This window comes from Myxococcota bacterium (assembly GCA_035498015.1).
In the GTDB taxonomy this organism is placed as follows: Bacteria; Myxococcota_A; UBA9160; order SZUA-336; family SZUA-336; genus VGRW01.
The window spans coordinates 16426-42270 of sequence record DATKAO010000114.1; the positions used below are offsets into that span (position 1 = coordinate 16426).

Sequence of the window (25845 nt, forward strand, 5' to 3'; positions counted from 1 at the left end):
CGCGCGTTCCTACCTTCGGCGCCCGCAGGATTGGAGCTCGGGCGCGGATGCGCGACGCAGTCTGGATCTTCGGGTACGGGTCGCTGTTGTGGCGGCCGGCCTTCCCCTTCGCCGAACGGCGCGGCGCCTGGATCACCGGCTTCGAGCGCCGCTTCTGGCAAGGCTCGACCGACCACCGCGGCGTGCCTGGCGCGCCCGGGCGCGTGGTGACTCTCGAGCACGCCGCCGGCGCGCGCTGCTGCGGCGCGGCCTACCGCATCGCCGACAGCGAGCGCGACGCGGTGCTCGCCGCCTTGGACCACCGCGAGCGCGGCGGCTACGAGCGGCTCGAGCTGGCGCTGTCGTTCAGCGGCGGCGACGGCGCGGGCGGCCTGGTGTACATCGCCACGCCGCGCAACCCCAACTATCTCGGACCGGCGCCGCTCGAGGCGATCGCCGCGCAGGTCTCTCGCGCGCGCGGCCCCAGCGGCCCGAACGCCGAGTACGTGCTGCGCCTGGCCGACGCGCTGCGCGAGCTGGGCTTCGACGACGCGCACGTGTTCGAGCTCGAGAGACTCGTGCGCGGCAACGGCCCGGCGCTGGCCGCCGCCAGCTAGTCAGTCGCCGTCTCTGGCGCGCCGCTCGCGTTTGGCGCGGGCGTGGTGGCGCTTCTCCGACAGACGCCGCTCCACCGCGCCCCGGCCCGGCCGGGTCGGCTTGCGCGCGCGCCGCGGCCGAGCGACCGCGCGCAGCATCTCGCCGAGCTTCGCCACACACTCGGCGGCGTTGCGCGCCTGGTCGCGGTGGCGCTGAGCGTGGATCACGACCACGCCCTCGCGAGTGATTCTCGAGGCCCAGGCGCGCAGGAAGCGCTCGCGCACGTCCTCCGGCAGGAAACGGCTGCCGCGCGCATCCCAGTGCAGGGTCGCCTTGGTCGCGGTCTTGTTCACGTTCTGCCCGCCGGGCCCGGAGCTGCGCGAGTACCGGAGCTCGAGCTCACTCTCGGGGATCCCGAACGGCAGGCGGGGCGCCGGCATGCGCGCGAGTCTAGCCTTGACCGCAGCGCGCCGTCCCGGGACCCTGTGCGCGTGCCCCGACTGCCCAGCGCCCCGCCCCCCGGAGTTGCGACCTCGACCATCTCGTACCGGGTTCCGTTCTACGACACCGACGCGATGCAGATCGTCCACCACGCGCGCTACGTGCACTATCTCGAGCTGGCGCGCATCGTGTTCCTCGACGAGCACGACCGGCCCTACCGCGAGTACGTGGCCGAGGGCCTGCACTACGCGGTGACCGGGCTGCAGCTCGAGTATCAGATGGCGGCGCGCTTCGACGACCGGCTCCAGGTCACCTGCTGGCTCGACTGGCTGAAGCGCGTGTCGCTGCAGATCGGCTACGTGATCCGGCGCGGCGACGACCTGATCGCGGCCGCGACCACCGAGCACGCCATGGTCTCGAACGAAGGCAAGCTCACGCCGATCCCGGCCGCGCGGCGCGAGCGCCTGGGCTCGCTCATCCGGCGCTAGCCGCCGCGACGGCGTCTGCGAAGCCGGCGCGCTCGGCGATCAGCCGCCGGTACCTGGCGAGGTCGCGCGGGCGACTCATCGCCAAGACGCCGGTGAGTCGCCCGGCGCGCCCGTAGAGCGCCGTGAACTTGCGCTGCGCGAGCGAGCCCGCGACCACGCGCAGCTCGTCGTCGCCGCGCATGCGACCCGCGAACTGGATCTTCGCGTCGTACTGATCGGACCAGAAGAACGGCACGGGCGCGAACGGCTGCGCGCCCAGGTCGCTGCCCGCCAGGCGCTCGGCCACGTAGGTGCCCTGCTCGACGGCGTTGCTCCAGTGCTCGATGCGCATGACCTCGTCGAACAGCGGGTTGTGCCAACGGGCCACGTCGCCCGCAGCGAAGATGCCCGGCGCCGCCGCGCAGTACGAGTCACAGATCACGCCGTCGCCCAGCGCGAGACCCGAGCCCTCGAGCCAGCCCGTCTCGGGCGCGGCGCCGATGCCGACCACGACCAGGTCCACCTCGACCCGCGCGCCGTCGGACAGGACGACTCTCTCGACCCGCCCCGCGCCCTCGATCGCAGTCACACCGACGCCGCAGCGCAGGTCCACCCCGTGGTCGAGGTGGAGCTGCGCCCACACGCTGCCCATCTCGGTGCCCAGGGCGCGGGCGAGCGGAGCGGGCAGCGGCTCGACCAGGGTGACTGACAGGCCGCGCGCGCGGCACGAAGCCGCGACCTCGGCGCCGATGAAGCCCGCGCCGATCACCGCCACGCGCGGCTTGCGCTCGAGCGCTGCGCGCAGCGCGAGTGAGTCGTCCAGGCTGCGCAGGAGGTGCACGCCTTCGAGCGCGGGCTGACCCGGCAGGCGCCGCGGCGCTGCGCCGCTCGCGATCACGAGCGCGTCGAAGCGCTCGCGCGTGCCGTCGTCGAGCGCGAGCTCGCGCGCGGCCACGTCGAGCCGTGTGGCGCGCGTGCCGAGCCGCAGGTCGAGCGCGAGCTCCTGGTACGGCCGTTTGCGCAGCGCCAGCCGGTCCACGTCCCAGCGGCCCTGCAGGATCTCCTTGGAGAGCGGCGGGCGGTCGTAGGGCAGGTGCTTCTCGGCGCCCACCAGGAGCAGCCGGCCCTGGTAGCCCAGGCGGCGCAGTGACTCGGCCGCGCGCAGGCCGGCGAGCGAGGCCCCTACGATCGCGACCTTCTGCAGCGTGACCACGCGCGCAGCTTAGAGGACGCTCGCGAAGAAGAGCCAGCGGCGCTCCCAGAAGCGCTCGAGCCGCACTTCGAGCCGGTTCGCGCCTGCGCGCAGCGCCACGCGCGCCCTGCCCTCGTCGGCCTCGACGCCCTTCACGTTCGCGAGGTCGAGCACGAGCGCGCCGTTGAGATAGACGCGCGCCGCGCTGCTCGCGCCCACGCGCAGCTCGGCGCTGCCCGGGCCGGCGCGCTGGATCTCCGCGCGCGCCACCACGACGTCGCCGATCTCGGCCTGCGCCAGCGTGCCCAGGTCGACCAGCGGGATGCCCTCGGGCGCGGCGAGCGCTTCGCTGGCGGGCTCGGCCTCGGGCAGCTCGAGCCGGTCGAGCGGGAGCCAGTCGGGGTTGGGGTGTCTGGGCGAGAGCTGCCAGCGGCGCACGCCGCCCGCGGCGAGTGGCTCCGGGTCGGAGTGACTCGCTTTCTCGACCTGGAGCGCCGCGATGCCGAAGCCCGTCGGGCCGCCCAGCCGGAGCTCGAGCGCACCGCCGGCGACGTGCGACGTGAAGCTGCGCCGCAGCAGAGCCCCGCGGTCGAGCGGCGTGTCCAGCAGAACCGGCCGGCCGTTCGCAGTCACGAGGCCCGACACCAGGAGGTTCATGCGCGGCCAGCCGCCGTTCGCCGCCACCAGATTCACCCGGTAGTCGCCGTCGGGCAGGTCGAGGCGGAACGTGCGCGCGGGTCCGGACACCAGGGCGGACGACACGGGCGCGGGCAGCGCCGAAGGAAGATAAGGCCAGTAGAGCGAGGCCATGGGCACGGACGTGAGTGCGTCGGGATCCTGGCCGATCGCGCCCGCGTAGTCGCGCTCCTCGGGCGACGCGCTGGAGTCGTCGTCGCGCGGCAGCCAGCCGAAGCCGAGCGCGCGCTCGTAGGCGCTGTCGGCGCGGACCGCGCGCCAGGGTCCGAGGTCGGCCCGTTGGCCGAACGCGAACAGGGCGACCGGGTCACCGGCGTCGCCCAGGCGCGCGATGCCGTCGAGATACGCGCGTTCGCGCTCGTCGGACAATGCGCGCAGGAGCGCGCCCGCGGCCGAGTCGTAGGCAGCCGGGTCACCGCGCCGCAGCGCCGCGACGCGGCCGAGGCGCGCGTCGAGATCGGAGGCGCCTGCGCCGGCCCGGCGCGCGCGCGCGAGCCGCTGGTCACCGCGCGCCAGCGCGCTGGCACGCGCCTCGGCCCCCGCCGGCCCCAGCACCAGCACGCCGTACACGCGCAGCGCGGGCAGACTCACTTCGGCGGCGCCACCGGCGAGCCGTACCGAGAGCTCGCGCTCGGGCTCACCGGGCACCAGCCACTGCGCGCGCTCCGGACGCACGTCGCCGGGCAGGCGCAGGCGCACCGTGACCGGCGGCGCGGGGCGGGCCGCGCCGGTCGCGTAGTCGAGCGCGTAGCTCACGAAGTGAGCCGACGCGAAGCCCCCGGCGTGGTGCCAGAGCTTCAGCCAGGTGGTCTGCGGCAAGTCACCCGACACGCGCGCGCCGGGCAGGAGCGGCGCGAGCTCGGCGACGAGCTGCGCGCCCAGCGCCCGGCCCTTCGTGTTGGGCGAGCTGCGGGTCTCGGGGAACGACGCCCCGCCGAGCAGGAGCTTCACCTTTCCCGCGGCGCGCAGCGCCGCGAGCGCGTCGGCCCCCCGCGCGCGGTTGCGCTCGTCGCGCACGCCGAGCTTGCCCAGCACGGCCAGCGTGCCGCCGCCCTTCAGGAAGCGTGTGAGTCGCGCGAGGTCGGCGTCGGCCAGACTCTCGAGCGAGGGCGCGAGCACGAGCTTGTAGCGCGAGAGGTCGGGCTCGCGCGCGCCGGGCGCCAGATCGGGGTGGCGCAGCACGACCACGTCGTAGGGCACATGGCCGTCCTCGAGCGCGCGCGCGGCGCTGCCGAAGTCGTTCTGCGGCGGTGAGTCGCTGCTGCTGGCGTTCGGCACGCACTGATCGAACAGCGCCGTCGCGACCGAGTACAAGAGCGCCACGTCCGCGATCCGCACACGCCCGCGCGCCTGGTACACCGCGCGGTGTCGGTCGCGCAGCTCGAGCAGCGACGCCAGCGCGGCCAGGGCCTCGGGCGCGCTCTGCGCGAGCAGGTCCGGATTGGCCAGCGGCACGCCGCCTCCCGCCGAGATCTCGCCGAGCTCGTGCAGCATCAGGTCCGCCGTCTTCTTCTGCGGGTTGGCCAGGAAGAGCGCCGGCCGGTCCGGCGCGCCTGCGCCGAGCGCGAACTCCATGCGCAGCGCGCCGTTGGCGTTCCACCAGCCGTGCTGGAACTGGTCGTACTCCGCCAGGCCCGAGCTCTCGAACCAGGGCAGGTCGACCAGGGGCGCGAGCGAGAGCGGATAGGGATCGGGGCCGAGCAGGGAGCCGCTCAGGTTGCCGTGCGCGTCGAAGTCGCGGCCGGCGCGCGCGGCGATGCTACGCAGATCGGTGTAGAGCCGCTTCCAGACGGCCAGATTGGCCGCCTGGCGGTAGAGCTGGAAGTCCGCGAACACCGGATCGGCGCACAGCGCGCGCGCCGCGGAAGAGGCGCGCCGTGCGTCGGCCGGCGCCGGCCGGAGATAGGGGGAGAGCGCCGCGATCGAAGGCGTGAAGTGCTCGCGCAGGTAGCTCCGGATCGGGGCCACCGGCGGCTCGCCGCGCGCCGCGCGCCAGGCGGCGAAGCCGCGCGCCGCGGCGTCGGAGTAACTCCCGAGCGCGCTCGGCCCCATGCTCCAGGTCGAGACGCCCAGGTTGTCCTGCGAGATCGCGTCGCCCAGGAGCGGGCTCGCGGCCATGTCGTAGGCGAGCAGCGCCGACCAGCGCGGCTCGATCGGGTCGGCGATGTACGAGCGCCCGGTCTCGGTGCGCAGCGGATCGATCACCAGCTCGCCCATCGGCCCGCGCGCGAGGCCGCGCTCGCCGAACAGCGCCAGCGCGGCCTCGGGCCGCAGATGCAGCGTCTCCTGGTACTCGTTGAAGCCGTAGTGCTCCGCCGCGGTGCCGCGCCGCGCGAGCCAGCCGTGAGTCGCGTAGTTGTACGCGCGATCGACGTAGTCGACCAGCGCCCAGCGCTCCGGTGCCGCGAGAAAGCCCGAGCGCCGCTCGACCTGGCCCGGGCTGCCCTCGCCCAGCACGGCGTTCACCACCTCGCCGCTCCAGGCCGGCGGCGCGGGCACGAAGCCGCGCAGCTCCGCCGCCGCGTCGGTCACGCGCGGCTCGACGGGCGCGCCCTGCGGAAGGGTCGCGGCAGCGGCGAGTGCGCTCGCGGCGAGCGCCGCACGGAGAGGCATGCGCACGCAAACCTAGCAGAGGAGCCGCGCCGGAATCCGTGCCAGCCGACGACGCGTAGACTATTTTGGGTACCGGGCTGGCGAAGTCGTAGGGGCAGCATGACTCCGTTCGTGCGACTCATCGGCGCCTCCCTCTTCGGCTGCGTTTTCGCCGCCGCGGCCCCTCACACGGCGCGCGCCGAGGAGCCTCCGCCCGCCGCGATCGCGCCCGATGCGCTGCCGCTGCCGCCCGAGAAGTTCGACCCGGCCGCGCTCGCGGAGTCGTACTTCGACGAGAGCGAGCGCTTCGACGCGTTCCTCACCTACGAGGTGAAGCGCGGGCCGGCCGGCGCGCTGTTCACGATCGCGCGGCGCTGGCGCGACGGGCTGGCCGAGCTCCTGTTCGACATCCGCGAGCCGGCCTCGTTCGACAAGTGGGCGATGCTCATGCACCAGAACCGCGGCGCGTCGGACGACCTGTTCCTGTACGCGGGCTACGCCACCGACTTGAAGGTGCGCCGGCTCGCCGCCTCACAGATCGAGAGACAGGCGCTGTTCGAGCTGATCGCGCTCGGCGACTACCGTCCGACCGTGCGCGGCGAGCTCAGCTACGAGGCTGCGCCCGACGAGACCGTCGATGCCGTTCCGTGTCACGTGGTGATCGCGCGCACGCCCGCCTCGTATCTCGGCTTCGACCGGCTCGAGCTCGTGTTCGCCGCCGAGCAGAAGCTGCTCCTGATGCAGCGCTTCTTCCGCGGCAGCAAGGAGGTGCGGCGGCTGTCGACGACGCTCGCCGACTACCAGGACATCGGCGGGCGCCGGCTGGCCATGCGCTGGACCGCGCGCCGCTGGGCCGACGGCGGCCAGACCGAGATCGTGCTGAAGCGCGTGGTCGAGACGCCGGACCTGCCCGACCGGCTCTTCAGTCACCTGAATCTCAAGGAGCAGCGCTTCCCGGAATTCTAGAGGCACCGAGCGCTCGTCGGCTTCAGCCGACGAGCTTGGCCAGGATCTTGGCCGCCTCCCTCGGGTCTTCCTCGAGCACCGTGGCGCTGTGCAGGGTCGCGCCCGCGGCCTCCTCTTCCTCTAGCCTCTCGACGCAGGCCTCGGTCGGGCCGGAGAAGCCGAGCCGGTTCATCATCGCGGGCGGGACCGCGGCGGCGGCCTTCTCGGGCCCGCCTTCGGCCCAGGCAGCGCGCACGCGGTCGGCTTCGGCCTGGAAGCCCTGGCGCGAGAGCTGCTTGTAGTAGAACTCGCCCATGCGCGCGCAGTAGAACGCGAGCGTGCCGGCGGAGCGCCGGCGCGCGAGCTCGAGCTGCGCGGGCGTATTCGCCACGGTGACTCCCCCGGGCGCGCGCACCGTGAACTTCTTCGGGTCGCGGCCCGCCTCGCGCACCCACTGGTTCACGCGAGTCACTTCGGCGCCGAGCTGGTCGATCGGAATCATGACCGGCATCCAGCCGTCGGCGATCTGCGCGGTCATCTGCACGCTCTTCGGGTTCAGCGTGGCCAGGTAGATCGGCACCTCTTTGCGCACCGGGTCGAAGCGCAGGGTGAAGCCGCGCTCGAGCTTGAAGATCTGGCCCGAGTATTTCACCGGCTCGTGCTTGAAGAACAGCCGCAGGATCTCGACCGTCTCGCGCATGCGGCGCAGGGCGGGCTGGAACGGCACGCCGTGGAAGTGCTCGATCACGTTCGGGCCGCTGTTGCCCAGGCCAATGATGACGCGCCCGCCAGACAGCTCGTCCAGGGTGGCGAAGTGTTGCGCCAACGCCGCAGGCGTCCGCGAGTAGATGTTGACGATCCCCGTGCCGAGCTGGATGCGGGTCGTTCGCTCCGCCACCTGAGTCAGCAACGAGAAAGCGTCCCGTCCCCAGGCTTCTGCGGCCCAGAGTGAATCAATCCCTGCATCTTCCGCGAGCTTGGCCCGCGCGAATGCCTTCTCCCGATCCAGATTCCCCTGCCAGTCGAAGCCGATACCGATGCGCCTGGCCACGTTCGCCTCCTCGCGTTCCCGGGGCTGCAGTTTGACAGAACTTTCACCGCTGATGCGCGGCCTCCGGCCGATCCTGTTCGTAGCCTGTGTCGAGACCCGGATTGGGTTTCGGAGGAATCTCCCGAATGAGCGCTCCCGCCGACTCGCTGCCCGCCAACCTCGAAGACCCGGGGCGCGGGCGTCCCGCCGACGGCGTTCTCGCCCGCAAGCAGCTGCTGCCCACCTTGATCTACTGGGGCCTGCACGCGCTCGCGCTGCTGGTGGTGGTGACCCCGCCCAGCGCGGGGGTGCTGGCACTCACGGCAGTCACTTTCTGGGTGCGCCTGCTCGCGATCACCGGCGGCTACCACCGCTACTTCGCGCACCGCGCCTACCGCACGAGCCGCGCGTTCCAGTTCATCCTGGCGCTGATCGGCACCAGCGCCACGCAGAAGGGCCCGCTGTGGTGGGCCGGCGGTCACCGCCGCCACCACCGCTACTCGGACCAGCCGGGCGACATGCACTCGCCGCGCGAGGGCTTCTGGTACTCGCACCAGGGCTGGATCCTCGACACGAAGTGGGAGCGCACCGAGCTCGAGAACATCCGCGACTTCGCGCGCTTCCCCGAGCTCGTGTGGCTGAACCGCTGGCACTTCGTGCCGCCGATCGCGCTCGCCATCCTGTGCACGCTGATCGGCGGCTTCCCGGGCGTGCTCTGGGGCTACGTGTTCTCGACGGTCGTCCTCTGGCACACGACCTACACGATCAACTCACTCGCGCACCGCTGGGGCAGCGTGCGCTACCAGACCGGCGACGACAGCCGCAACAACTGGTTCCTGGCGCTGCTCACCTTGGGTGAGGGCTGGCACAACAACCACCACTGGTTCATGAGCTCCGCGCGCAACGGCTTCTTCTGGTGGGAGGTCGACGTGACCTACTACCTGCTGCGCGCGCTGGCCGCCGTCGGGATCGTGTGGGACCTGAAGGAGGTTCCCGAGAACTTCCTGCACCCGACGCCCGAGATGGCAGAGGCGGTGCCCGCCGCGGAGACGTGAGCGCGGGGCTCGTCCGCACGTTCCTGTTCCTCGCCGTCGCGGCGGCCCTGGTCGCGAGCGCCCGTTCGCGCAACGGCTGTAGCACGTGGACGGGAAGCGACCTGCCCCACGGGCTGTGTCTGATCTCGGTGTCGTCGAGCCCTTGGGTCGCGGACGCGGAGGGCTGGGGAGTGATCACGCCGGGTATGGGCGTGACTCTGCCCGACGGCTCGAAGCACGAGGTCCATCGCATCGAGAGCTTTTCGCTGGATCGCGGGCTGCTCGTCGAAGTCAGCCTGGTCGACCACGATCCCTATCAGCCGAAGACGCCGCTGATCCTGCCGCAGCACGCGTTCATCGCGCTCGATCCGGCGAACCGGTCTGCGGGATCCCTGCTTGCCGTCGCGCTCGACGACTCCGAACGCGCGCACCGCAGCTGGACGACCCCCGCGCAGCGTGCGCGCGTGTTCTCACTGCGGCTCTGCGGCGTGCTGACGGCGGGCGCTCTGGCGCTCTACAGCGCGCGACGCGCCCGCGCCGCCGCTCGAGTCACTGGACCCGGATCGTCGCCTTCTTGATCTCGAGCTTCTCCTTCGTCCGGCCCGAGGGCGAGCCCGCGGCTTCGAGCGCCTTCAGCGCGTCCTGACCCTTGGTGACCTCGCCGAACACCGTGTGCTTGCCGTTGAGATAGTCGGTCGGCACGAAGGTGAGGAAGAACTGGCTGCCGTCGGTGCCCGGGCCGGCGTTCGCCATGGACAGGATGCCCGGCTTGTCGTGCTTGGCGTTGGGTGAGAACTCGCCGTTGTACTGGTAGCCCGGGCCCCCCATGCCGGTGCCGGTCGGGTCACCGCCCTGCGCCATGAAGCCCGGGATCACGCGGTGGAACACCACGCCGTCGTAGAAGCCGAGCTTGGTCAGGTAGATCGTGCTGGTCACGTGCATGGGCGCGACGTCGGGCCGCAGCTTGATCTCGATCGTGCCCTTGTTCGTCTCCATGACCCAGGTGTAGGTCTTCTTGGCGTCGAAGCTCACCGCTTCGGGCTTGGGCACGTGCGACTTCCAGTCGCTCTTCGACTTGTCGACCTTGTTCTTCGCGATCTGGGCGTCGATCGCGCCGATCGCCGCATCGGAGTCCGCCATCTTCTTCTCCTCCGCGGCGAACGCCGCGCTCTGAAACGCCAGGAAAGCCGCGAGCACCGCGCCGAAAGCCCGAGTCATGGTCCCTCCCCCACCGGGCCACGCGCCCGGATGGCGCGCAATGATGCCCCGAGATTGCGCGCGCGCCAGGGAGGCCGCGCGCGGAGTGACTCAGCCGCAGTCCAGCCCGAGGTTGCGGGCGATGATGCGCTTCATGATCTCGTTCGTACCGGCGTAGATCGACTGCACGGCTGCGTCGGCGAAGTCGGTCGAGATCGGGTACTCACGCATGAAGCCGTAGCCGCCGTGGAGCTGCAGACACTCGGCGGTGAGCCGCTTCTGCAGGTCGGTGGTCCACCACTTCGCCATCGAGACCTCGGTCACGATCGACTCCTTGCGCACGTGCGCGGCGAGCAGCTTGTCGGTGAAGGCCTGGCCGACCTCGACCTCGGTCGCGAGCTCCGCCAGCCGGAACTGGGTGTTCTGGAAGGCCGCGATCGGCTGGCCGAAGGCGCGGCGCGACTTCACGTACTCGAGCGTGTCCTCGAGCGCGCGCCGGCACGAGGCCATCGACGCCACCGCGATCGACAGCCGCTCCTGCTGCAGGTTCTGCATGAGCTGCTTGAAGCCGCGGCCCTCGGCGCCGCCGAGCAGCGCGTCGGCGGGCACGCGGCAGTCCTGGAAGAACAGCTCGCTCGTGTCCTGCCCGCGCAGGCCGAGCTTGTCGAGCTTGCGCCCGCGCACGAAGCCGGGCGCCGTGGCCTCGACCAGGAGCAGGCTGATCCCGCGGTGCGGCGGGTCGGCGCTCGGGTCGGTCTTCGCGACCACGATGAACAGGTCGCCGATCTGGCCGTTCGAGATGAAGGTCTTCGAGCCGTTCAGCACGTAGTGATTGCCGTCGCGGATCGCCGTGGTCTGCACGTTCGCGAGATCGGAGCCGGTGCCGGGCTCGGTCATGGCGATGCCGAGCAGCACGTCGCCCGAGATCGCGCCGGGCAGATACTTCTCCTTCTGTGACTCGCTGCCGAACTCGGTCAGGTACGGCATGCAGATGTCGGAGTGCAGCGACATCATCAGGCCGTGGGCGCGCAGGTAGGCGATCTCCTCCATGACGATCGCGTCGTACAGGAAGTCGGCGCCCGCACCGCCGTACTTCTCGGGCGCGTTGGCGCCGAGGAAGCCCTCCTCGCCCATGCGCTTCCAGGTGGCGCGGTCGCTCATGCCCTTCTCGTTCCAGCCCGCGATCTTGGGCTCGATCTCGGCGGCCGCGAAGCGCTTGAATTGCGCCCGGAACAGCTCGTGCTCGTCGCTGAAGATGTCGCGCTTCATGGGGGGCCTCCTCGCTCGAGCGCATTCTGTTGACTCGCGCGCCGGACCGCCAGTGCCCCTGGCGCAAAGCCTGCGCGAATTGGCGCCCGGGCCGCTCGTCGCCGCGGCCGGGACCTGCGAAACCCAGGCATGCGCAGGCGAACGGCAAGCTGGCTCGTGCTCGGGAGCCTTGGGCTCCTCGCCGCCCCGGGCTGCTACCACGTGCGCAAATGGTTCGCGCCGCGCGCCGCCGAGTCACTGGCGCCGCGCGTCTACTCGGAGCGCTGCAGCACCTGCCACGGCGCGACCGGCCGCGGCGACGGGCCCGCGGGCCAGTCACTCGCGCCGCGGGCGCGTGACTTCACCGACGCGCGCTGGCAGCGCGCGACCTCCGACGACCAGATCCGCGCCACGATCCAGGGCGGCGGCGCGGCGCGCGGCCTGTCGCCGCTCATGCCCGCGCAGCCGGACCTGGGCGAGCGCGAGCTCGAAGAGCTCCTGACTTACATCCGTCAGGTCGGCACGCGCTCGGCGGGCGGGTCGCTGTAGAACTGCCGGTACCAGCGGCGGAAGCGGCCGAAGTCCTTCTCGGGCTCCGCGAGCAGCGGCCGTTCGCGGTAGATCTTGTTGGACCAGATGGGAATGTCGAGGTTGTAGTCGTTGACGTAGAACTCGAAGAAGCCCTTCACGATCGCCGGGTCACAGCGCTTGTGCGCGTAGTAGCGGTGCATGATGTGCAGGTGCTCGGGGCCGACCGGCGTGAGCGCGTTCACCGCGATGCCGTCCATCTGGCCCTTGAAGCGCGTGTACAGGAAGCCCGGCCCCGAGTTGAACGAGTCGACGTCGGTCGTGACCGAAGCCGTCTTGGCCTGATCGTCGGCCTCGGTGTCGACGTCGATCTTCAGCCGGTAATACGGGCCGTCGGGCTCCCAGTGAATCGCCTTGCACTTCCAGCCGTGCAGCGTGGCGAAGTGAGCGAAGTCGACCCCGTTCTCCATGATCTCCTGCGGGTGACTCTGGATGGTCCACTCGTGAGTCCGGTGGAGCTCGTAGTTCGGGTCGAGGATCTCGGGCACGACCTCGGGCTGCCACTCGGGCTCCTTGCCCTCGAGGTGGTGCCAGACGAGGATCATGCCGTTGCACTCGATCGCCGGGTAGGTCTCGAGGCGCGCCTGCGCAGGGATGCGCTTGGCGTAGGGGATCTCGACGCAGCGTCCCTCGCCCTCGAAGCGCCAGCCGTGGAACGGACACCGAAGAGTGTTGCCCTCGACCTTGCCGCCCTTGCCCAGGTGCGCGCCCAGGTGCGGGCAGTAGGCATCGGCCGCGCGCACGCGGCCGTCCTCGCCGCGGAAGATCACCAGGTCGCGGCCGAGGTAGTGCACGGCCTTCACCTGCCCGCGCGCGAGCGAGTCGGAGTGCGCGACGGCGAACCAGCCGTTGGGGTACGGAGGAAGCGGGATCCGGGCCATGAAGGGACCTCCCGTGGGCGCGACCGGCAAAACTATAACACGTTGCATTTTCGTGCGGCCGAGAATCAGAATGGCGCCGCGATGGAGAAGCTGGTCTACCTGTTGTGGCGCGATCCGGCCCTGGGCGAGGCCGCCTTCGCGGAGCGGCTCGAGAAGGGCGTCGGCCCGAAGCTGTGCGACGCCGGCGCGAAGTCGGTCGCCACGAGCTTCGCGCGGGCCAACGCCGACCTCGGCGGCAGCGTGCCGATCCGCGAGACGGGCACGGAGTTCCACGGCCTGGTCTCGTTCTGGCTGCCCTGCGTCGACGACCGCCCGGCCTATGAGGCGATCCTGCGCGACGCGGCGCCGCGCAGCGCGGGCTATCTGGTGACCGAGTCCGTGCCGCGCGACTTCGACCGCCGCACCTGGCCCAACGGCGTGCGCAGCCCCGGCTACAAGATGATCACGGTGTTCGAGCAGCCGGCGCGAGTCACACGCGAGGAGTTCATCGAGCGCTGGCACGGCTCGCACACGCCGCTGTCGCTCGAGATCCACCCCATGTGGCGCTACGTGCGCAACGTGGTGGCGCGGCCACTCACTCCCGGCGCGCCGAACTACGCGGGCATCGTGGAGGAGCACTTCCGCGAGCTCGAGGACCTGACCGACCCCGCGCGCTTCTACGGCGGCAAGGAGAAGCTCGCGGTGAACATCCGCCGCGTGCTCGACGACGTGCGCACGTTCCTCGATCTGGAGCGCGTGGTCTCGGTGGTCGCGACCGAGACCATCCTCTCCTAGGAGCCTCGATGCTGCTCGAGAACAAGGTCGCGGTCGTCTCGGGCATCGGCCCGGGCCTGGGGCGCGACATCGCGCTGGCCTTCGCGCGCGAGGGCGCGCAGCTCGCGTTGGGCGCGCGCAGCTCCGACTACCTGGAGTCAGTGGCGAAGGAGGTGCGCGCGCTGGGCGTGCGCGCGATCGCGCTGCCGACCGACATCACGAACCTGGCGGACTGCGCCCGGCTGGTCGGCCAGGCCGAGGAGGAGCTCGGCGGCGTCGACGTGCTGGTGAACAACGCCTACCACCCGGGCACGTACCAGCTGTTCGAGTCGGCCGACCTCGAGCTGTGGCGCGCGCCCATCGAGGTGAACCTGCTCGGCTCGCTGCGACTCACTCAAGAGGCGGTGCCGCGGCTCAAGAAGCGCGGCGGCGGCTCGATCGTGTTCGTGAACTCGATGATCGTGCGCGAGGTGCTGCCCACCATGGCGAGCTACGCGGCGTCGAAAGGGGCCTTGCTGGCGGCGGCGCAGGGCCTGGCGCGCGAGCTCGGCCCGCACAAGATCCGCGTGAATTCGGTGCTGCCGGGCTACATCTGGGGCGCCACGCTCGAAGGCTACTTCAAGGCGCAGGCCGCCGCGCGCGGAGTGACTCCCGAGGCCGTGTACCGCGAGGTCGCGTCCAAGATCGCGCTCGGGAAGATCCCCAGCTCGGAGGAGATCGTGGGCGCGGTGGTGTTCTTCGCCAGCGACCTGTCGCGCGCGGTCACCGGCCAGACGCTCGACGTGAACGGCGGCCAGGTGATGGCCTGAGTCAGGGCCGGGCGGCCAGCCAGAGCGCGAGCTCCGGGTCGGCCGGGAACAGCTCGAGCCGGCGCGCCGCGAAGTCCGGCCGCGCGACGCCCAGCGCGAACGCCCCTGCCCCGTCGAGCCAGCCGGCCCGGCGCGCCCGGGCGAGCAGACCCAGGGCGCTCGTCCCGGCCGTGAAGCGCGCGTTCCACTCGACCACCGCACGCAGGCGCTCGCGCCCGTCTGCGGCCCGGTAGGTGAAGGCGTCGAGGCCACACGGTCCGGTGTAGCCCCGAGCGGCGGCGGCGCGCGCGAGCACGGCCGCGGCGGCGCGCAGCTCGGCGTCCCAGGGGCTGCCGGAGTGGATCGAGCCGTCGGCTCGGATCACGCCGCAGTGACCCAGCGGCACGCCCGCCGGAGTCAGGACCTGGCCCAGGGTCCCGAGCACCCGTTGGTCGCCGGGACCGTTGATCCAGAGCTGCGCCGACAGGTCCGCAGTGCGCTCGAGCCACGGCTCCACCACGCAGCCGGCGCGCTCGCGGAAGCGCGGCAGGTTGCCGCGCAGCGACTCGGGGTCGAGCCGGCCGTCGCGGCCGGTGAGCCGCCCGCGGCCGCTCGTGCCCAGGCGCGGCTTCAGCACGAACTCCTCGCGCAGCTCGGCGGGCCAGCGTTCGACCTCGGCCTCGATCCGACACCGGACGGTGTCGGCGGCGCCGAGCTCCTCGGGCCCGAGCGCGAACGCGGTCTCGCCGATCTCGGCGGGCAGCAGGCCCGCGGCGCGCGCGACCTCGAGCGCGAAGGCCTTGTCGTGCACCGCCGCCACCACCCCGGGCGGCGCGGCCGCGAGGGGCACGCGCGCGTGCCGGGCCGCCGCCTCGGCCTCGGGCGTGGAGAGCCAGGGCACGAGACCGGGCGACTCACACGTCTCCAGGGCCGCCCGCTGCGCATCGCGCTCGAGCGCACTCGCGAGCTCGGCACGCGCGGCCAGGCCATCGGCGCGCGGCGCGTCGGCCGGGAACAGCGCGGCCCACAGCCAGGCGGCCGCGCGCACGCGCGGGTGCGCGGCCATGCGCCGCCAGCCGTCGCCCTCCTCGGCTCCGAGGTTGGCGAACAAGAGCGGCGAGTCACTCATGATGCAGCTCCGACGAGCACCGCGGGCACCCCTACCGACGGCTCTGCCTGCGCGGCCGGCTCTCTTGAGTCGCGCGCGCGTCGCGCACGTGGGCGATCATGGCCTCGGAGAGTCCCGCCTCGCGCCGCGCTGCGGCATCGAAGCGCCGGCCCTTGGCGCGCGACGCCTCGAGCGGAAACGGCACCGACGCGCTGTAGGCCTGCACGTCGCTCTCGCCCGCGGGCGCGAGCCGGGCGAGCCAGCGTACGGCGAGCGCCACGTGGCGGCACTCGTCGCGGTGCACGGCCTCCGACACGGCCGCGCTCGCCTCGTCGCCCGCGCGCCGGAAGCCCTCGGCGTAGAGCGCGGTGAAGTCGAGGTTCGCCTGCTCCAAGGTGAGTCCCATGGCGGCCAGGAAGGCGGCCGGGCCGCGCGCGTGGGCGTGGATCGCCGGGGCGTGCTTCCAGAAGTAGTCCGAGAGCGGCTCGTCGGCGAGACCTTCTCCGTACGCGTAGAGGCGCTCGAGATACATGCGGCAGTGTCTCTGCTCGTCCGCGAGCGCGGCCGCCCAGCCGCGCCGCAGGTCCGGGGGCGCGTCGGGCCAGCGCAGCAGCGCCCAGGCGAAGAGCTCCACGGCCATGAGCTCGTGGTGGGCGAAGCGCCGGAGACAGGCCGCTCGGGCCCGCGGGTCGCCGAGCTCGGCCGGGCGCGGCAGGCGGGCGGCGCCGCCGCGCATCTCGAGCTCGGGCGCGCGCGCCGGCCGGGGCACGTACAGCGGCTCGCCGGGCGTGGCGTCGGGCAGCGCCGAGCCGTCGGGCGCGAGCGGCGGCGCGAGCTTCCGCGCGAGGTCCCCTGCCTGGAGGATCTCGAGGCAATGGTTGCGCAGCTCACGGGCCGGGGCAGTCATTCGGGTCGAGACTACAGCTCGCGCCCACGATTCGGTAACGTCGCCCTACCCCTCGAGCTTCATTTCATCCGCTCTCGTTTCACCTGGCGGGAGGTTCGATGGGCGCCGCGCTGCGCAGCTTCGGTCCCGGAGATGCGCTCGACATCGCGATCGTGGCGCTCCTGCTCTACGCGGGAATGAGCTGGCTGCGCCGCTCGCACGCGGCGCTCGCGGCGCTGGGTCTCTCGCTCTTGGGCACGGTGTATCTCGCGGCGCGCGCGCTCGGGCTGGGGCTCACGACCTGGCTGTTCCAGGGCTTCTTCGCGGTGCTCGCGCTCGCGCTGGTGGTGATCTTCCAGGAGGAGCTGCGGCGCGGCTTCGAAGCGCTGGCGGCGTTCGCGCTCGCGCCGCGCAGCGAGCGCCGGCCCCGGCTCGACACGCCGGACCTCTTGGCGCGGGCGCTCGCCGACCTGGCCGCCGCGCGCATCGGGGCGCTCGTGGTCGTGGCCGGCACGCACCCGCTCGAGCGCCACCTGCAGGGCGGTCACGAGCTCGGCGGGCGCCTCTCGACCGCGCTGCTCGCGAGCCTGTTCGATCCGCACTCACCGGGTCACGACGGCGCCGTGGTGGTCGAGGACCGCGACGTGAGCCGCTTCGGCTGCCACCTGCCGCTCACGCGCGGCCCGTCGGCGCTGCGCGGGCTGGGCACGAGGCACAGCGCAGCGCTGGGTCTCTCGGAGCGCACCGACGCGCTCTGTCTCGTGGTCTCCGAGGAGCGCGGCTCGGTCTCGGCGGCGCGCGACGGCGAGCTGCGCCAGATCGGCTCGGAGGACGAGCTGGCCAAGCTCGTGAGCGCCTTCTATCGCGAGCGCCGGGCGCTGGGCCGTGCGCGCCCGCGCCTGGGCGAGCTGGTGCGCGGGAGACACTGGGAGAAGGTCGCGGCGCTGGCGTTGGCGGTCGGGCTGTGGCTGCTGCGGCTCAGCGTGCGCGTCCACTGAGTCGCAGCCGGAGCGGCTGGCCCGACTGGTAGCTCACGATGCGCGCGCCGAGCTTGAGCGCGAGCTGGGCGTCGCCGCGCGCTCGCGCGGCCGCGGCGGCCTGGCGCGCGGTCGCCACCGCTTCGTCCTGCCGGCCGGCCTCCATGAGCGCCATCGCGCGGATGTCGAGCACCTCGGGGGAGTCACAGGGCGTGGCGCGGCACACCTCCTCGCACAGCGCCACGGCCTGCGCGCCATCGCGCAGCGCGGGATCGGGCGCGACCGACAAGAGCCGCGCCAGGCGCAGCCGGGCCTCGCTGGCGGTGGTCGGGTCGTCGAAGGCCCGGCGGTAGGCGGCCTCGGCCTCCGCGAGCCGCTCCGCGTGCTCGAACGCGACCGCGAGGCCGAGCCTCCCGCCGGTGATGTCGGGCTGGATCGCCAGCGCGTGCTCGAGGTTCGCGATGCCCGCCTCGGTTTCTCCCAGCTCGGCCTGTACGCTGCCCAGGTTCGCGAGCGCCCGCGGATACGCGGGCTGGATGCGCACCGCGGCCTCCAGCGAGTCACGCGCGGCCTCGTACTCGCCTTGCCCCGCCTGCGCGATCCCGAGCTCGGTGTGCGCGTACCAGTTCGAGCGGGTCACTTCGAGCGCATGGCTGAACAGCGAGACCATGTCGTGCCAGGTCGCGACTTGCACGCGGGTGAGAGCCACGAAGCTCAGCAGAACCGCGGCTGCCACTGCGCCGACCGCGACGCGCGCGCGCGGCGCGCGTGCGACCGCCTCCCCGGCCGCGAAGGCCAGCGCCAGCGAGAGACCCAGCGACGGCAGATACGTGTAGCGGTCGGCCGAGGCCTGCACGCCCACGCGCACGATCCCGATCGTGGGCACGAGCGTGCCCACGAACCAGAGCCAGCCCACGATCAGCCACGGCCGGCGGCGCGCCTGTGCCAGCGCGAAAGCCGTGACTGCGAGCAACAAGAGCGCGCACGCGACCCAGACACGCGTCTCGGGCGCGCTCCGGAAGGGATACATCGCGGCCAGGTCCACCGGGACCAGGAAGCGCCGCAGATAGTCCACGTAGGCGATGTCCGCGTTCTCCAGCCGCAGCGCGAGCGACGGGCGCCGCACCAGCGCCTGTTGCGCGAACAGCGTGACCACGCTGGAAGCCAGGGCGAGCGCGAAGAATGGCGCCTTCTCGCGCGCGAGCGGCCCGAGCGCGCGCGCCGAGTGCCAGCGGCGCAGCGGCCAGAAGTCGAGCAGGAGCAGCAGGAACGGGAAGGTCACCGCGGTGGGCTTGGCGAGCAGCGAGGCTCCGCACAGCGCCACCGTGCCCCAGTAGCTCGCACGCCGCCCGCCCCGCGCCCAAGCGGCCCAGACCCAGAGCGCCGCCAGCGCGAAGCCCATGGACAGCACGTCCTTCCGCTCGGCGATCCAGGCCACCGACTCCACGCGCAACGGGTGGATCGCGAACAGCGCGGCGGCCAGCGCCGCACGCCAGGTCGTGCCGGTGAGCTCCGCCAGCGCCAGGAACGCGAGCACGGCGTTCAGCGCATGGATCGCCGCATTCACCACGTGCGGGCCCTCGGGAGTCAGTCCGAAGAGCGACACGTCGACCATGTGCGAGATCCAGGTCAGCGGATGCCAGTTGCCGGCGTGGAAGGTGGTGAAGGCCTGGAGCACCGCGCTGGCGCGGAGTCCCCCGTTCACCAGCGGGTTCAGGGTGAAATACTCGTCGTCGTCGTAGTTCAAGAGCTCGAGCTGAGTCACGCCCGAGTAGCCCGCGACCACCAGAAGACACAGCCCCGCGGCGATCGCCGCGCGCCGGACTGGGGGTCGCGCGGGCACTCTAGCCGCGCTCCGGAATCCTTGGGAAGCGCGGCGACGCGCGCAGCCCCCAGCGCGCGAGGCGGAACTCGAGTCCCGTGCCCAGACACCCGAAGCCGTAGCGCACGCTGCGCTGGAAGTTGATCGACGACGCCTCGTCGAAGTAGGCCGTCGGGCAGGTCACCTCCGCGATCTCGTGCCCGGCCCAGAGGATCTGCGCGAGCATCTGGTTGTCGAACACGAAGTCGTCCGAGTTCGCCTCGAGCGGCAGCTCGCGCAACAGGCTGGCCTTGAACGCGCGGTAGCCCGTGTGGAACTCCGAGAGCTTCGAGCCGAGCAGCCAGTTCTCGACCAGCGTGAGTCCGCGGTTGGCGAAGTACTTCCAGATCGGCATGCCGCCGCGCAGCGCACCGCCACCCAGGACGCGCGAGCCCAGCACGCACGGGTACACGTCGCCGCCGACCAGCGCGACCATCGCCGGCAGCAGCCGCGGCGTGTACTGATAGTCGGGGTGGACCATGACCACCACGTCGGCGCCCAGCTCGAGCGCGGCGCGGTAGCAGGTCTTCTGGTTGCCGCCGTAGCCCCGGTTGCGCTCGTGCACGCGCACGACCGTGTTCGGGAGACTCGCGGCGATCTGCACGGTCTCGTCGGTGCTGGCGTCGTCGACCACGATCAGCTCGTCGACGATGCCCTGGGCCATCACTTCGTCGTAAGTGCGCTTCAGTGTCTTGGCCGCGTTGTACGCGGGCATGACCACGACGACCTTGCGGTCCCGATACATGCGCGCATGATACGTTCTGCGCGGCGGCGCGCCCGCGGGAGATGCATGGACGAGCTCGAAGGCTTCCAACGGCGACACCTGCGCGCGCTGGCTCACCCGCTGCGGCCGACCGTGATGGTGGGCAAGGAGGGCCTGTCGGATGCCGTGGTGCAGAAGACCGAGGCGGAGCTCGCTGCGCACGAGCTGATCAAGATCCGCTTCCTCGGCTGGAAGGACACCAAGCGCGCGCTGCTGGCCGAGCTGGCCGAGCGGACGCGGGCCGAGCTGGTGGGCGTGGTGGGTCACGTGGGCATCCTGTTCCGCCAGAACCGCGAGCCCGAGAAGCGCAGGATCCGCGTGCCCAACCGGCCCCGGGGCGCCGCGCGCAACGCGTGATAGTCTGCCGCGCATGTTCGAACGGGCCGCTCAGCTCTGGCGCTTCGCGAAGTTCGGTCTGCCGGTCGCGCGCCTGCGCCCCGACGCGCCGCGCACGCTGGGCGACGTCATCGAGGAGCAGGCGATCGCGCGCGCGGGCCGGCCCTTCATCCTGTTCGAAGACCGCAAGGTCACCTACGACGAGCTGAACCGCGAAGCCAACCGCGTGGCCCACTGGGCGCGCGCGCACGGGCTCGGGCGCGGTCACCGCGTGGCGCTGCTCATGCAGAATCGGCCCGAGTTCCTGGAGATCTGGGCGGGGCTCGCGAAGGCCGGAGTCACCACCGCGCTCATCAACACCAATCTCAGCGGCCGTGCGCTCGAGCACGCGCTCGCCACGGCCGACGCGAAGCACTGGATCGTGGGCGCCGAGTGTCTCGGCCTGTGCGACGGAATCGACACGGGCCGCTGGCAGCTGTGGGTCGCCACCGAGCCCGGGGCGCCGGTGCCGAAGCTGCCCGCGGGCGCGCTCGAGCTCGGCAGCGAGCTGGCCACGCGGCCGTCGGCGAACCTGCCGCCCGGCTCGCGCGACGAGTCACGCGCCGGCGACGACCTGTTCTACATCTACACCTCGGGCACCACCGGGCTGCCCAAGGCGGCGCGCTTCAGTCACCTGCGATTCATGACCGCCGGCACCGCGGCGCGGCTGGCCGGCTTCGGGCCCGAGTCGACCATGTACTGCGCGCTGCCGCTGTACCACACGGCGGGCGGCTGCATGGCGGTCGGCGCGGCGCTGCTCTCGGGCGGCGCGGTGGCGCTGCGGCGGCGCTTCAGCGCGCGCGAGTTCTGGCCCGACGTGCGCCGCTACCAGGCGACCTCGTTCCAGTACATCGGCGAGTTCTGCCGCTATCTCCTGAACCAGCCCGACGACGCGGCCGATGGCCAGCACGCGCTCGAGTTCTGCATCGGCAACGGCCTGCGGCCCGACATCTGGGAGTCATTCCGCGACCGCTTCCGCATCCCGCGCATCGTCGAGTTCTACGGCGCGACCGAGGGCAACGTGTCGCTGCTCAACCTCGACAACAAGAGCGGCTCGGTCGGCCGGATCCCCACGCGGCTGCTCATGGATGCGCGGCTCGTGCGCTACGACGTGGAGCGCGACGAGCACCCGCGCGACGCGCAGGGTCACCTGATCGAGTGCGGCGCAGACGAGGTCGGCGAGCTGATCGGCGCGCTGCCCAAGAGCAAGACCAGCACGCGCGGCCGCTTCGAGGGCTACACCTCGTCGGAGGCGACCGAGCGCAAGATCCTGCGCAACGCGTTTGCCCCCGGTGACTCGTTCTTCCGCACCGGCGATCTCTTGCGGCAAGACACGCAGGGCTACTTCTACTTCGTCGACCGGATCGGAGACACCTTCCGCTGGAAGGGCGAGAACGTGTCGACGCAGGAGGTCGCCGAGGCGCTGGCGAGCTTCCCGGGGCTCGACATGGTGAACGTGTACGGCGTGGCGGTGCCGGGCGCCGACGGCCGCGCGGGCATGGCGGCCCTGATCGTCTCGGGCAAGGAAGACTTCGACCCGCGCGCCTTCTACGCGCACGCGGTGACTGCCCTGCCCGCCTACGCCGTGCCGGTGTTCGTGCGCCTGCAGCGCGAGGCGGAGGTGACCGGCACGTTCAAGCTGCGCAAGGTCGACTTGCAGCAGGAAGGCTACGACCCGGCCCGCGTGAGCGATCCGCTGTTCGTGCGCGACGACGGCGCGCGCACCTACGCGCCGCTCGACGCCGACGCCTTCGCGCGCATCAGCGCCGGCGAGATCCGGGTGTAACTCCGCTCCCCGTCTGCCGATACTCCGTGGGCCGCGCTCGCGCGGCGACCGGAGTGAGCCGATGCTGGAGCCCAAGAGCGACGAAGCCGCGCGCGGCGAGCGCCTGCCCTGGGTCACGGCCGCGCTGGCGGCGCTCCTGCTCGCCGGCTTCGTGGGCGCGCGCGGCTGGGTCGGACTGACCGGGGACTCCACGCCCGTCGAGCTCGACAGCGCGTTCGAGCTGTGGCTCAACCACCCGTATCTCGCGCTCGACCCGCAGCTGCTCGCCGAGCTGAAGCGCCGGCCCGACGGCGACTCTTACGCCGAGCGCATGGCGCGCGCGCGGGCCGAGGCCGGCTCCGCGCCCGAGGCCGCCCGTGCCGAGTCACAGGCCGAGCTCGACCTGGTGACCGCGCTCGCGCTGCGCGGCACCGACGCCGCGCCCGGGCCGAACCACCCCTTCCGCCGCCTGGGCTGGGTCCCGGCGTCTCCGCAGCTCTTCGCGCTCGGGACCTACTGGACCCTGCACGCCGGCAGCGCGCACCTGCTCGGCGTGCTGCTGCTCCTTTGGCTGGCAGGCCCGGCGCTCGAGCGCGCCTTCGGGCGCGGCGGGTTCGCGGCGCTGTGCCTCCTGGGCGTGCTCGCCGCGGCCCTGGCGTATCTCGTCTCGAGCGGCGGCGCGCGCGCACCGCTGGTCGGCGCCGCGGGCATCGCGGCGGCGCTGGCCGGCGCGTGCGGCGTGCGCAACGGCCGCGACACGGTGCGCATCGCCGGGCTCGGCGTCGGCGTGCCGGGCTGGGCCGCGCCCGCGCTCTGGGTCGCAGTCAGCGGGCTCTTCCACTTCGCGCTCGCGGGCGACGCGGTCGCGCTGGGCGAGTCACTCGTGCCGAGCCTCGCCTCGTTGGCCGCCGGTGCGGGCTTCGCCGCCGCCGCGCGCTCGCTTCGGCTCGAGGAGCGCCGGGCAGCGCGGCGCGCCGAGGCGCGGGCAGCCGCCCAGCTCGACCCGCGCACACGGCGCGCCCAGGCCGCGCTGGACCGCGGCTCCCACGACCAGGCCATCTCACTCGCCACGGAGCTGCTGCGCGAGCGCCCCGACGACGCCGGCGCTCTCGCCGTGGTGTGGTCCGCGCACCAGGCCTCGGGCCGCGAGACACAGGGGCTGCCTGCGGCCAAGCGCCTGCTCGAGATCTACGCGCGCCACGGTGCGCTCGCGCCCGCGGCGCGCGTCTGGGACGAGCTGGTGCGCGCCGCGCCCGAGGCACGTGCCGAGACGACGGTGCTCTTGCGCATCGTGCCCGAGCTCGTGGTGCAGGCGCGGCGCGAGGCCGCGATCGCCGCGCTGCGCTGCGTGGTGACTCCCGACGGCCGCGCTCCATTGTCGGTCGGTCAGGCGGTACGCGCCGCGGAGCTCGCCGCCGAGCTCGACACCGCGTCGGCCCTGGCCGCCGCGCGCGTGGCGCTGGCCAGCACGGAGCTCGCCGACGAGAAGCGCGAGCGGCTCGCGAAGCTCGTGCAAGAGTTCGAGCGCAAGCTCGAGACCGCGCCACCGGCAGAGCCCCCCCCGCCGCCCGAGCCGGTGCGCGTGGAGCTCGCCCTGGACGACAACCAGCGCACCGTCGTGTACACGCCTCCGCCCGAGAACACCGGCCCCAGCGCCGTGAAGGTGACTCTCGCCGTGCCGCTCGAGCTCGATCCCGACGGCGTGCGCATGCGCGTGGACGGCGCCGAGCCATCGCTGCTCACCTGGGAGCGCATCCAGGCCGTGGGCGTCGGGCTCGTGTCCGGCCTGGGCGCCAAGCCGGTGGTCGTGATCGACCTGGCGCTGAACTGGGCCGACTGCCGCGGCGGCGCGCTCGAGGTGCTGCGCCTGCGGAGTGACTCGTTCCGCGCGCGCGCGCTGATCGGCGGCGACGGCAGCGCGCTCGAGGCGCTGCGCGCGCTGCTCGCCCAGCTCCTGGCGCGCAGCGGCGCCGTGCCGCTGCCCGACGCGGGCGCGGCGCGTGGCCTGCCCTTCCGCGAGTTTCCCGATCCGTCGTGTTACGAGCGCGACGTGCTGCTCCACGCGGGCTAGCAAGCGTCAAGTCCAAGTCCGCGCCCGCCGATCGGTCGAGGGCTCGCACACAGGGGGGCAACGGTGCAGCGACTCACGCTTCGCGGAAGGCTCTTGCTCGGCTTCGTAGCCGTGCTCATGCTGCCCATCGGCTCGGCAGTCTGGGCGTTCCGCGGCGCCCTCGAGGTGCGGACTTACACGCGCTCGCTGGCCCAGAACCACTATCCCGTGCTCGACGCCGCCAGCCGCACCGCCTCGCGCCTCACCACCTTCCAGTCGACCGCCGACCGCGCCTGCAACAGCTTCGACTCCGCCGCGCTCGAGCACGCGCGCTCCATGGCGGACGAGCTCGACGGCGAGATCGTCAAGCTCGACACGCTGGCCCCGGGCGCGCAGGTCGAAGAGCTGCGCGGCGCGGTGCGCAGATACACGGCGGACGCGCTCGCGCACTGCACCGCCATGCTGGGCGGTCACGTCACCGACCGGCTGCGCGACGAGGTCGAGCGCGACGGGCACGTCGCCGCGCGACTCTCGCGCATGATCGACGACTTCCGCGCCGCGCGCGCCGCCGCGATCTCCGACGACCTCGACGCGATCGCCGCCTACACGCGTCGCAACGCGATCATCCTCGCGCTCACGCTGATCGCCGCGCTCGCCGCGGGCCTCGCGACCTCGGCGCGCCTGTCGCGCCAGATCGTGGCCGACGTGGTCGAGACCACGACCGAGCTCGCGCTGGCGGTCGCCGACGGCGACCTGACCCGCCGGGTCGAGATCCGGCGCGACGACGAGCTGGGCAGTGTCTCGCGCGCCCTGCGCGGCATGATCGACGGCCTGCGTACGCTGGTCGGCCAGGTGAAGGGCTCGGTCGAAGTGCTGGCCCAGACGGTCGAAGAGCTGACTCCCGCCGCGGAGCAGATCGAGAAGGGCGCCGAGTCACTGGGCGTGAGCTCGGTGCAGGTCGACGACGCGACCCAGTCGGCGGGCGAGAACCTGGGCGCGGTCGCCGCCGCCGCGGGTCAGTCGAGCCGCAGCGCGATCGAGCTGGCCGAGGGCGCCGCGGTGGTCATGAACAGCATGGACACCGCCCGCGAGCAGGTCGAGTCGATCAGCGCTTCGATCCGCTCGGTGTCGACCGCGGTCGAGGAGCTGTCGGCGTCGCTCGGCGAGGTGGCGAAGAGCTCGAATCACTCGGCCGACATCGCGGGCAAGGCCGCGAACACGGCGCGCGAGACCAACAAGGTGTTCGAGAAGCTCGGCGTGGCGGCGCAGGAGATCGGAAACGTGGTCGGAGTCATCAACGACATCGCCGACCAGACCAACCTGCTGGCGCTGAACGCCACGATCGAGGCCGCGAGCGCCGGCGAGGCGGGCAAGGGCTTCGCGGTCGTGGCCAACGAGGTCAAGGAGCTCGCCAAGCAGACTGCGCTGGCGACCCAGGAGATCGAGGAGCGCATCCGCTCGATCCAGTCCTCGACCCGCTCCGCGGTCGACGCGATCGAGACCATCGGCCGCATCATCGACGAGATGCACGAGAACACGCGCACGATCGTGATCGCGGTCGAGCAGCAGACCAGCACCAGCGCCCAGATCGCCGCGAGCGTGGCCGACTCGGTCGAGCGCACCGAGGAGATC

At 72.4% G+C, this 25845-nt stretch carries 24 protein-coding genes; 13 read left to right on the forward strand and 11 right to left on the reverse strand.

Going from position 1 to position 25845, the window contains the following annotated elements; genetic code table 11:
* The first annotated feature begins 47 nt into the window (after nt 1-47).
* Complete coding sequence (locus VMR86_10570) at nt 48-596, forward strand: gamma-glutamylcyclotransferase (protein ID HTO07485.1); 549 nt, start codon at nt 48-50, stop codon at nt 594-596.
* Here the strand turns inward: VMR86_10570 and arfB are convergent, their stop codons facing one another.
* Nucleotides 597-1016 carry an alternative ribosome rescue aminoacyl-tRNA hydrolase ArfB gene (gene arfB / locus VMR86_10575; protein HTO07486.1) on the reverse strand — a complete coding sequence of 140 codons (420 nt, stop codon included), beginning with the start codon at nt 1014-1016 and terminating at the stop codon, nt 597-599.
* Nucleotides 1017-1067: 51 nt separating this feature from the next.
* Here arfB and VMR86_10580 point away from each other — a divergent pair, with 51 nt between their 5' ends.
* Complete coding sequence (locus VMR86_10580) at nt 1068-1505, forward strand: thioesterase family protein (protein ID HTO07487.1); 438 nt, start codon at nt 1068-1070, stop codon at nt 1503-1505.
* Here the strand turns inward: VMR86_10580 and VMR86_10585 are convergent.
* The gene (locus tag VMR86_10585; protein ID HTO07488.1) at nt 1492-2697 is read right to left on the reverse strand and encodes an FAD-dependent oxidoreductase; all 1206 of its coding nucleotides are present in this window, start codon (nt 2695-2697) and stop codon (nt 1492-1494) included. The two genes, VMR86_10580 and VMR86_10585, sit on opposite strands and share 14 nt — an antisense overlap.
* A 9-nt stretch (nt 2698-2706) precedes the next feature.
* Entirely contained in the window at nt 2707-5985 is a 3279-nt protein-coding gene (locus VMR86_10590) for a beta-galactosidase trimerization domain-containing protein (protein ID HTO07489.1), read from the reverse strand.
* 99 nt (nt 5986-6084) lie between these two features.
* Between VMR86_10590 and VMR86_10595 the strand changes: the two genes are divergently transcribed.
* Complete coding sequence (locus tag VMR86_10595) at nt 6085-6930, forward strand: outer membrane lipoprotein-sorting protein (protein ID HTO07490.1); 846 nt, start codon at nt 6085-6087, stop codon at nt 6928-6930.
* A 22-nt stretch (nt 6931-6952) separates the two neighbouring features.
* On the opposite strand, the gene VMR86_10600 is transcribed toward VMR86_10595, so the two are convergent.
* Nucleotides 6953-7960, reverse strand: coding sequence for an LLM class flavin-dependent oxidoreductase (locus VMR86_10600; GenBank protein ID HTO07491.1), 1008 nt, complete (start codon nt 7958-7960; stop codon nt 6953-6955).
* Between the two features lie 125 nt (nt 7961-8085).
* Here VMR86_10600 and VMR86_10605 point away from each other — a divergent pair, with 125 nt between their 5' ends.
* Both VMR86_10605 and VMR86_10610 read left to right on the forward strand, forming a co-directional pair.
* Nucleotides 8086-8994 carry an acyl-CoA desaturase gene (locus VMR86_10605; protein HTO07492.1) on the forward strand — a complete coding sequence of 303 codons (909 nt, stop codon included), beginning with the start codon at nt 8086-8088 and terminating at the stop codon, nt 8992-8994.
* Nucleotides 8991-9551 (forward strand): hypothetical protein, encoded by a 561-nt coding sequence (locus VMR86_10610; protein ID HTO07493.1) that lies wholly within the window; start codon nt 8991-8993, stop codon nt 9549-9551. Before VMR86_10605 ends, VMR86_10610 begins: the two co-directional genes overlap by 4 nt.
* On the opposite strand, the gene VMR86_10615 is transcribed toward VMR86_10610, so the two are convergent.
* Nucleotides 9523-10191, reverse strand: coding sequence for a peptidylprolyl isomerase (locus VMR86_10615; protein HTO07494.1), 669 nt, complete (start codon nt 10189-10191; stop codon nt 9523-9525). The genes VMR86_10610 and VMR86_10615 overlap by 29 nt on opposite strands.
* Nucleotides 10192-10281: 90 nt before the next feature.
* On the reverse strand, nt 10282-11439 hold the full coding sequence (locus tag VMR86_10620) for an acyl-CoA dehydrogenase family protein (GenBank protein ID HTO07495.1): 1158 nt from the start codon (nt 11437-11439) through the stop codon (nt 10282-10284).
* 129 nt (nt 11440-11568) lie between these two features.
* Between VMR86_10620 and VMR86_10625 the strand changes: the two genes are divergently transcribed.
* Complete coding sequence (locus VMR86_10625; GenBank protein ID HTO07496.1) at nt 11569-11967, forward strand: c-type cytochrome; 399 nt, start codon at nt 11569-11571, stop codon at nt 11965-11967.
* On the opposite strand, the gene VMR86_10630 is transcribed toward VMR86_10625, so the two are convergent.
* Nucleotides 11931-12887 (reverse strand): Rieske 2Fe-2S domain-containing protein, encoded by a 957-nt coding sequence (locus VMR86_10630; protein ID HTO07497.1) that lies wholly within the window; start codon nt 12885-12887, stop codon nt 11931-11933. The two genes, VMR86_10625 and VMR86_10630, sit on opposite strands and share 37 nt — an antisense overlap.
* 81 nt (nt 12888-12968) lie before the next feature.
* Between VMR86_10630 and VMR86_10635 the strand changes: the two genes are divergently transcribed.
* The gene (locus VMR86_10635) at nt 12969-13661 is read left to right on the forward strand and encodes an EthD domain-containing protein (GenBank protein HTO07498.1); all 693 of its coding nucleotides are present in this window, start codon (nt 12969-12971) and stop codon (nt 13659-13661) included.
* A gap of 8 nt (nt 13662-13669) precedes the next feature.
* Complete coding sequence (locus VMR86_10640) at nt 13670-14449, forward strand: SDR family oxidoreductase (protein ID HTO07499.1); 780 nt, start codon at nt 13670-13672, stop codon at nt 14447-14449.
* Between the two features lies 1 nt (nt 14450).
* Here VMR86_10640 and VMR86_10645 read toward each other — a convergent pair whose 3' ends face one another.
* The gene (locus VMR86_10645; GenBank protein ID HTO07500.1) at nt 14451-15557 is read right to left on the reverse strand and encodes a hypothetical protein; all 1107 of its coding nucleotides are present in this window, start codon (nt 15555-15557) and stop codon (nt 14451-14453) included.
* A gap of 31 nt (nt 15558-15588) precedes the next feature.
* On the reverse strand, nt 15589-16443 hold the full coding sequence (locus VMR86_10650; GenBank protein HTO07501.1) for a DUF455 family protein: 855 nt from the start codon (nt 16441-16443) through the stop codon (nt 15589-15591).
* Between the two features lie 98 nt (nt 16444-16541).
* Between VMR86_10650 and VMR86_10655 the strand changes: the two genes are divergently transcribed.
* Entirely contained in the window at nt 16542-17420 is an 879-nt protein-coding gene (locus VMR86_10655; protein HTO07502.1) for a diadenylate cyclase, read from the forward strand.
* Here VMR86_10655 and VMR86_10660 read toward each other — a convergent pair.
* The gene (locus tag VMR86_10660; protein HTO07503.1) at nt 17401-19242 is read right to left on the reverse strand and encodes a tetratricopeptide repeat protein; all 1842 of its coding nucleotides are present in this window, start codon (nt 19240-19242) and stop codon (nt 17401-17403) included. The genes VMR86_10655 and VMR86_10660 overlap by 20 nt on opposite strands.
* Nucleotide 19243: 1 nt before the next feature.
* A complete protein-coding gene (locus tag VMR86_10665) occupies nt 19244-20005 on the reverse strand; it encodes a glycosyltransferase family 2 protein (GenBank protein HTO07504.1) in 762 nt (253 codons plus the stop codon).
* Between the two features lie 45 nt (nt 20006-20050).
* Between VMR86_10665 and VMR86_10670 the strand changes: the two genes are divergently transcribed.
* The 4 genes from VMR86_10670 to VMR86_10685 form a co-directional block, all read left to right on the forward strand.
* On the forward strand, nt 20051-20380 hold the full coding sequence (locus VMR86_10670; GenBank protein ID HTO07505.1) for a YhbY family RNA-binding protein: 330 nt from the start codon (nt 20051-20053) through the stop codon (nt 20378-20380).
* Nucleotides 20381-20393: 13 nt separating this feature from the next.
* Nucleotides 20394-22184 (forward strand): long-chain-acyl-CoA synthetase, encoded by a 1791-nt coding sequence (locus VMR86_10675; GenBank protein ID HTO07506.1) that lies wholly within the window; start codon nt 20394-20396, stop codon nt 22182-22184.
* A gap of 61 nt (nt 22185-22245) precedes the next feature.
* The gene (locus tag VMR86_10680) at nt 22246-24234 is read left to right on the forward strand and encodes a rhomboid family intramembrane serine protease (protein ID HTO07507.1); all 1989 of its coding nucleotides are present in this window, start codon (nt 22246-22248) and stop codon (nt 24232-24234) included.
* Nucleotides 24235-24297: 63 nt separating this feature from the next.
* Nucleotides 24298-25845: HAMP domain-containing methyl-accepting chemotaxis protein (locus VMR86_10685; GenBank protein HTO07508.1), on the forward strand; the 1548-nt coding region annotated here is incomplete at its 3' end.

Coding starts and splice junctions, on each gene's coding strand:
- VMR86_10570 (HTO07485.1), top strand. CDS start 48: ATGCGCGACGCAGTCTGGATCTTCGGGTACGGGTCGCTGTTGTGGCGG.
- arfB (HTO07486.1), bottom strand. CDS start 1,016: ATGCCGGCGCCCCGCCTGCCGTTCGGGATCCCCGAGAGTGAGCTCGAG.
- VMR86_10590 (HTO07489.1), bottom strand. CDS start 5,985: ATGCCTCTCCGTGCGGCGCTCGCCGCGAGCGCACTCGCCGCTGCCGCG.
- VMR86_10595 (HTO07490.1), top strand. CDS start 6,085: ATGACTCCGTTCGTGCGACTCATCGGCGCCTCCCTCTTCGGCTGCGTT.
- VMR86_10605 (HTO07492.1), top strand. CDS start 8,086: ATGAGCGCTCCCGCCGACTCGCTGCCCGCCAACCTCGAAGACCCGGGG.
- VMR86_10615 (HTO07494.1), bottom strand. CDS start 10,191: ATGACTCGGGCTTTCGGCGCGGTGCTCGCGGCTTTCCTGGCGTTTCAG.
- VMR86_10620 (HTO07495.1), bottom strand. CDS start 11,439: ATGAAGCGCGACATCTTCAGCGACGAGCACGAGCTGTTCCGGGCGCAA.
- VMR86_10625 (HTO07496.1), top strand. CDS start 11,569: ATGCGCAGGCGAACGGCAAGCTGGCTCGTGCTCGGGAGCCTTGGGCTC.
- VMR86_10630 (HTO07497.1), bottom strand. CDS start 12,887: ATGGCCCGGATCCCGCTTCCTCCGTACCCCAACGGCTGGTTCGCCGTC.
- VMR86_10635 (HTO07498.1), top strand. CDS start 12,969: ATGGAGAAGCTGGTCTACCTGTTGTGGCGCGATCCGGCCCTGGGCGAG.
- VMR86_10640 (HTO07499.1), top strand. CDS start 13,670: ATGCTGCTCGAGAACAAGGTCGCGGTCGTCTCGGGCATCGGCCCGGGC.
- VMR86_10645 (HTO07500.1), bottom strand. CDS start 15,557: ATGAGTGACTCGCCGCTCTTGTTCGCCAACCTCGGAGCCGAGGAGGGC.
- VMR86_10650 (HTO07501.1), bottom strand. CDS start 16,443: ATGACTGCCCCGGCCCGTGAGCTGCGCAACCATTGCCTCGAGATCCTC.
- VMR86_10655 (HTO07502.1), top strand. CDS start 16,542: ATGGGCGCCGCGCTGCGCAGCTTCGGTCCCGGAGATGCGCTCGACATC.
- VMR86_10665 (HTO07504.1), bottom strand. CDS start 20,005: ATGTATCGGGACCGCAAGGTCGTCGTGGTCATGCCCGCGTACAACGCG.
- VMR86_10670 (HTO07505.1), top strand. CDS start 20,051: ATGGACGAGCTCGAAGGCTTCCAACGGCGACACCTGCGCGCGCTGGCT.
- VMR86_10675 (HTO07506.1), top strand. CDS start 20,394: ATGTTCGAACGGGCCGCTCAGCTCTGGCGCTTCGCGAAGTTCGGTCTG.
- VMR86_10680 (HTO07507.1), top strand. CDS start 22,246: ATGCTGGAGCCCAAGAGCGACGAAGCCGCGCGCGGCGAGCGCCTGCCC.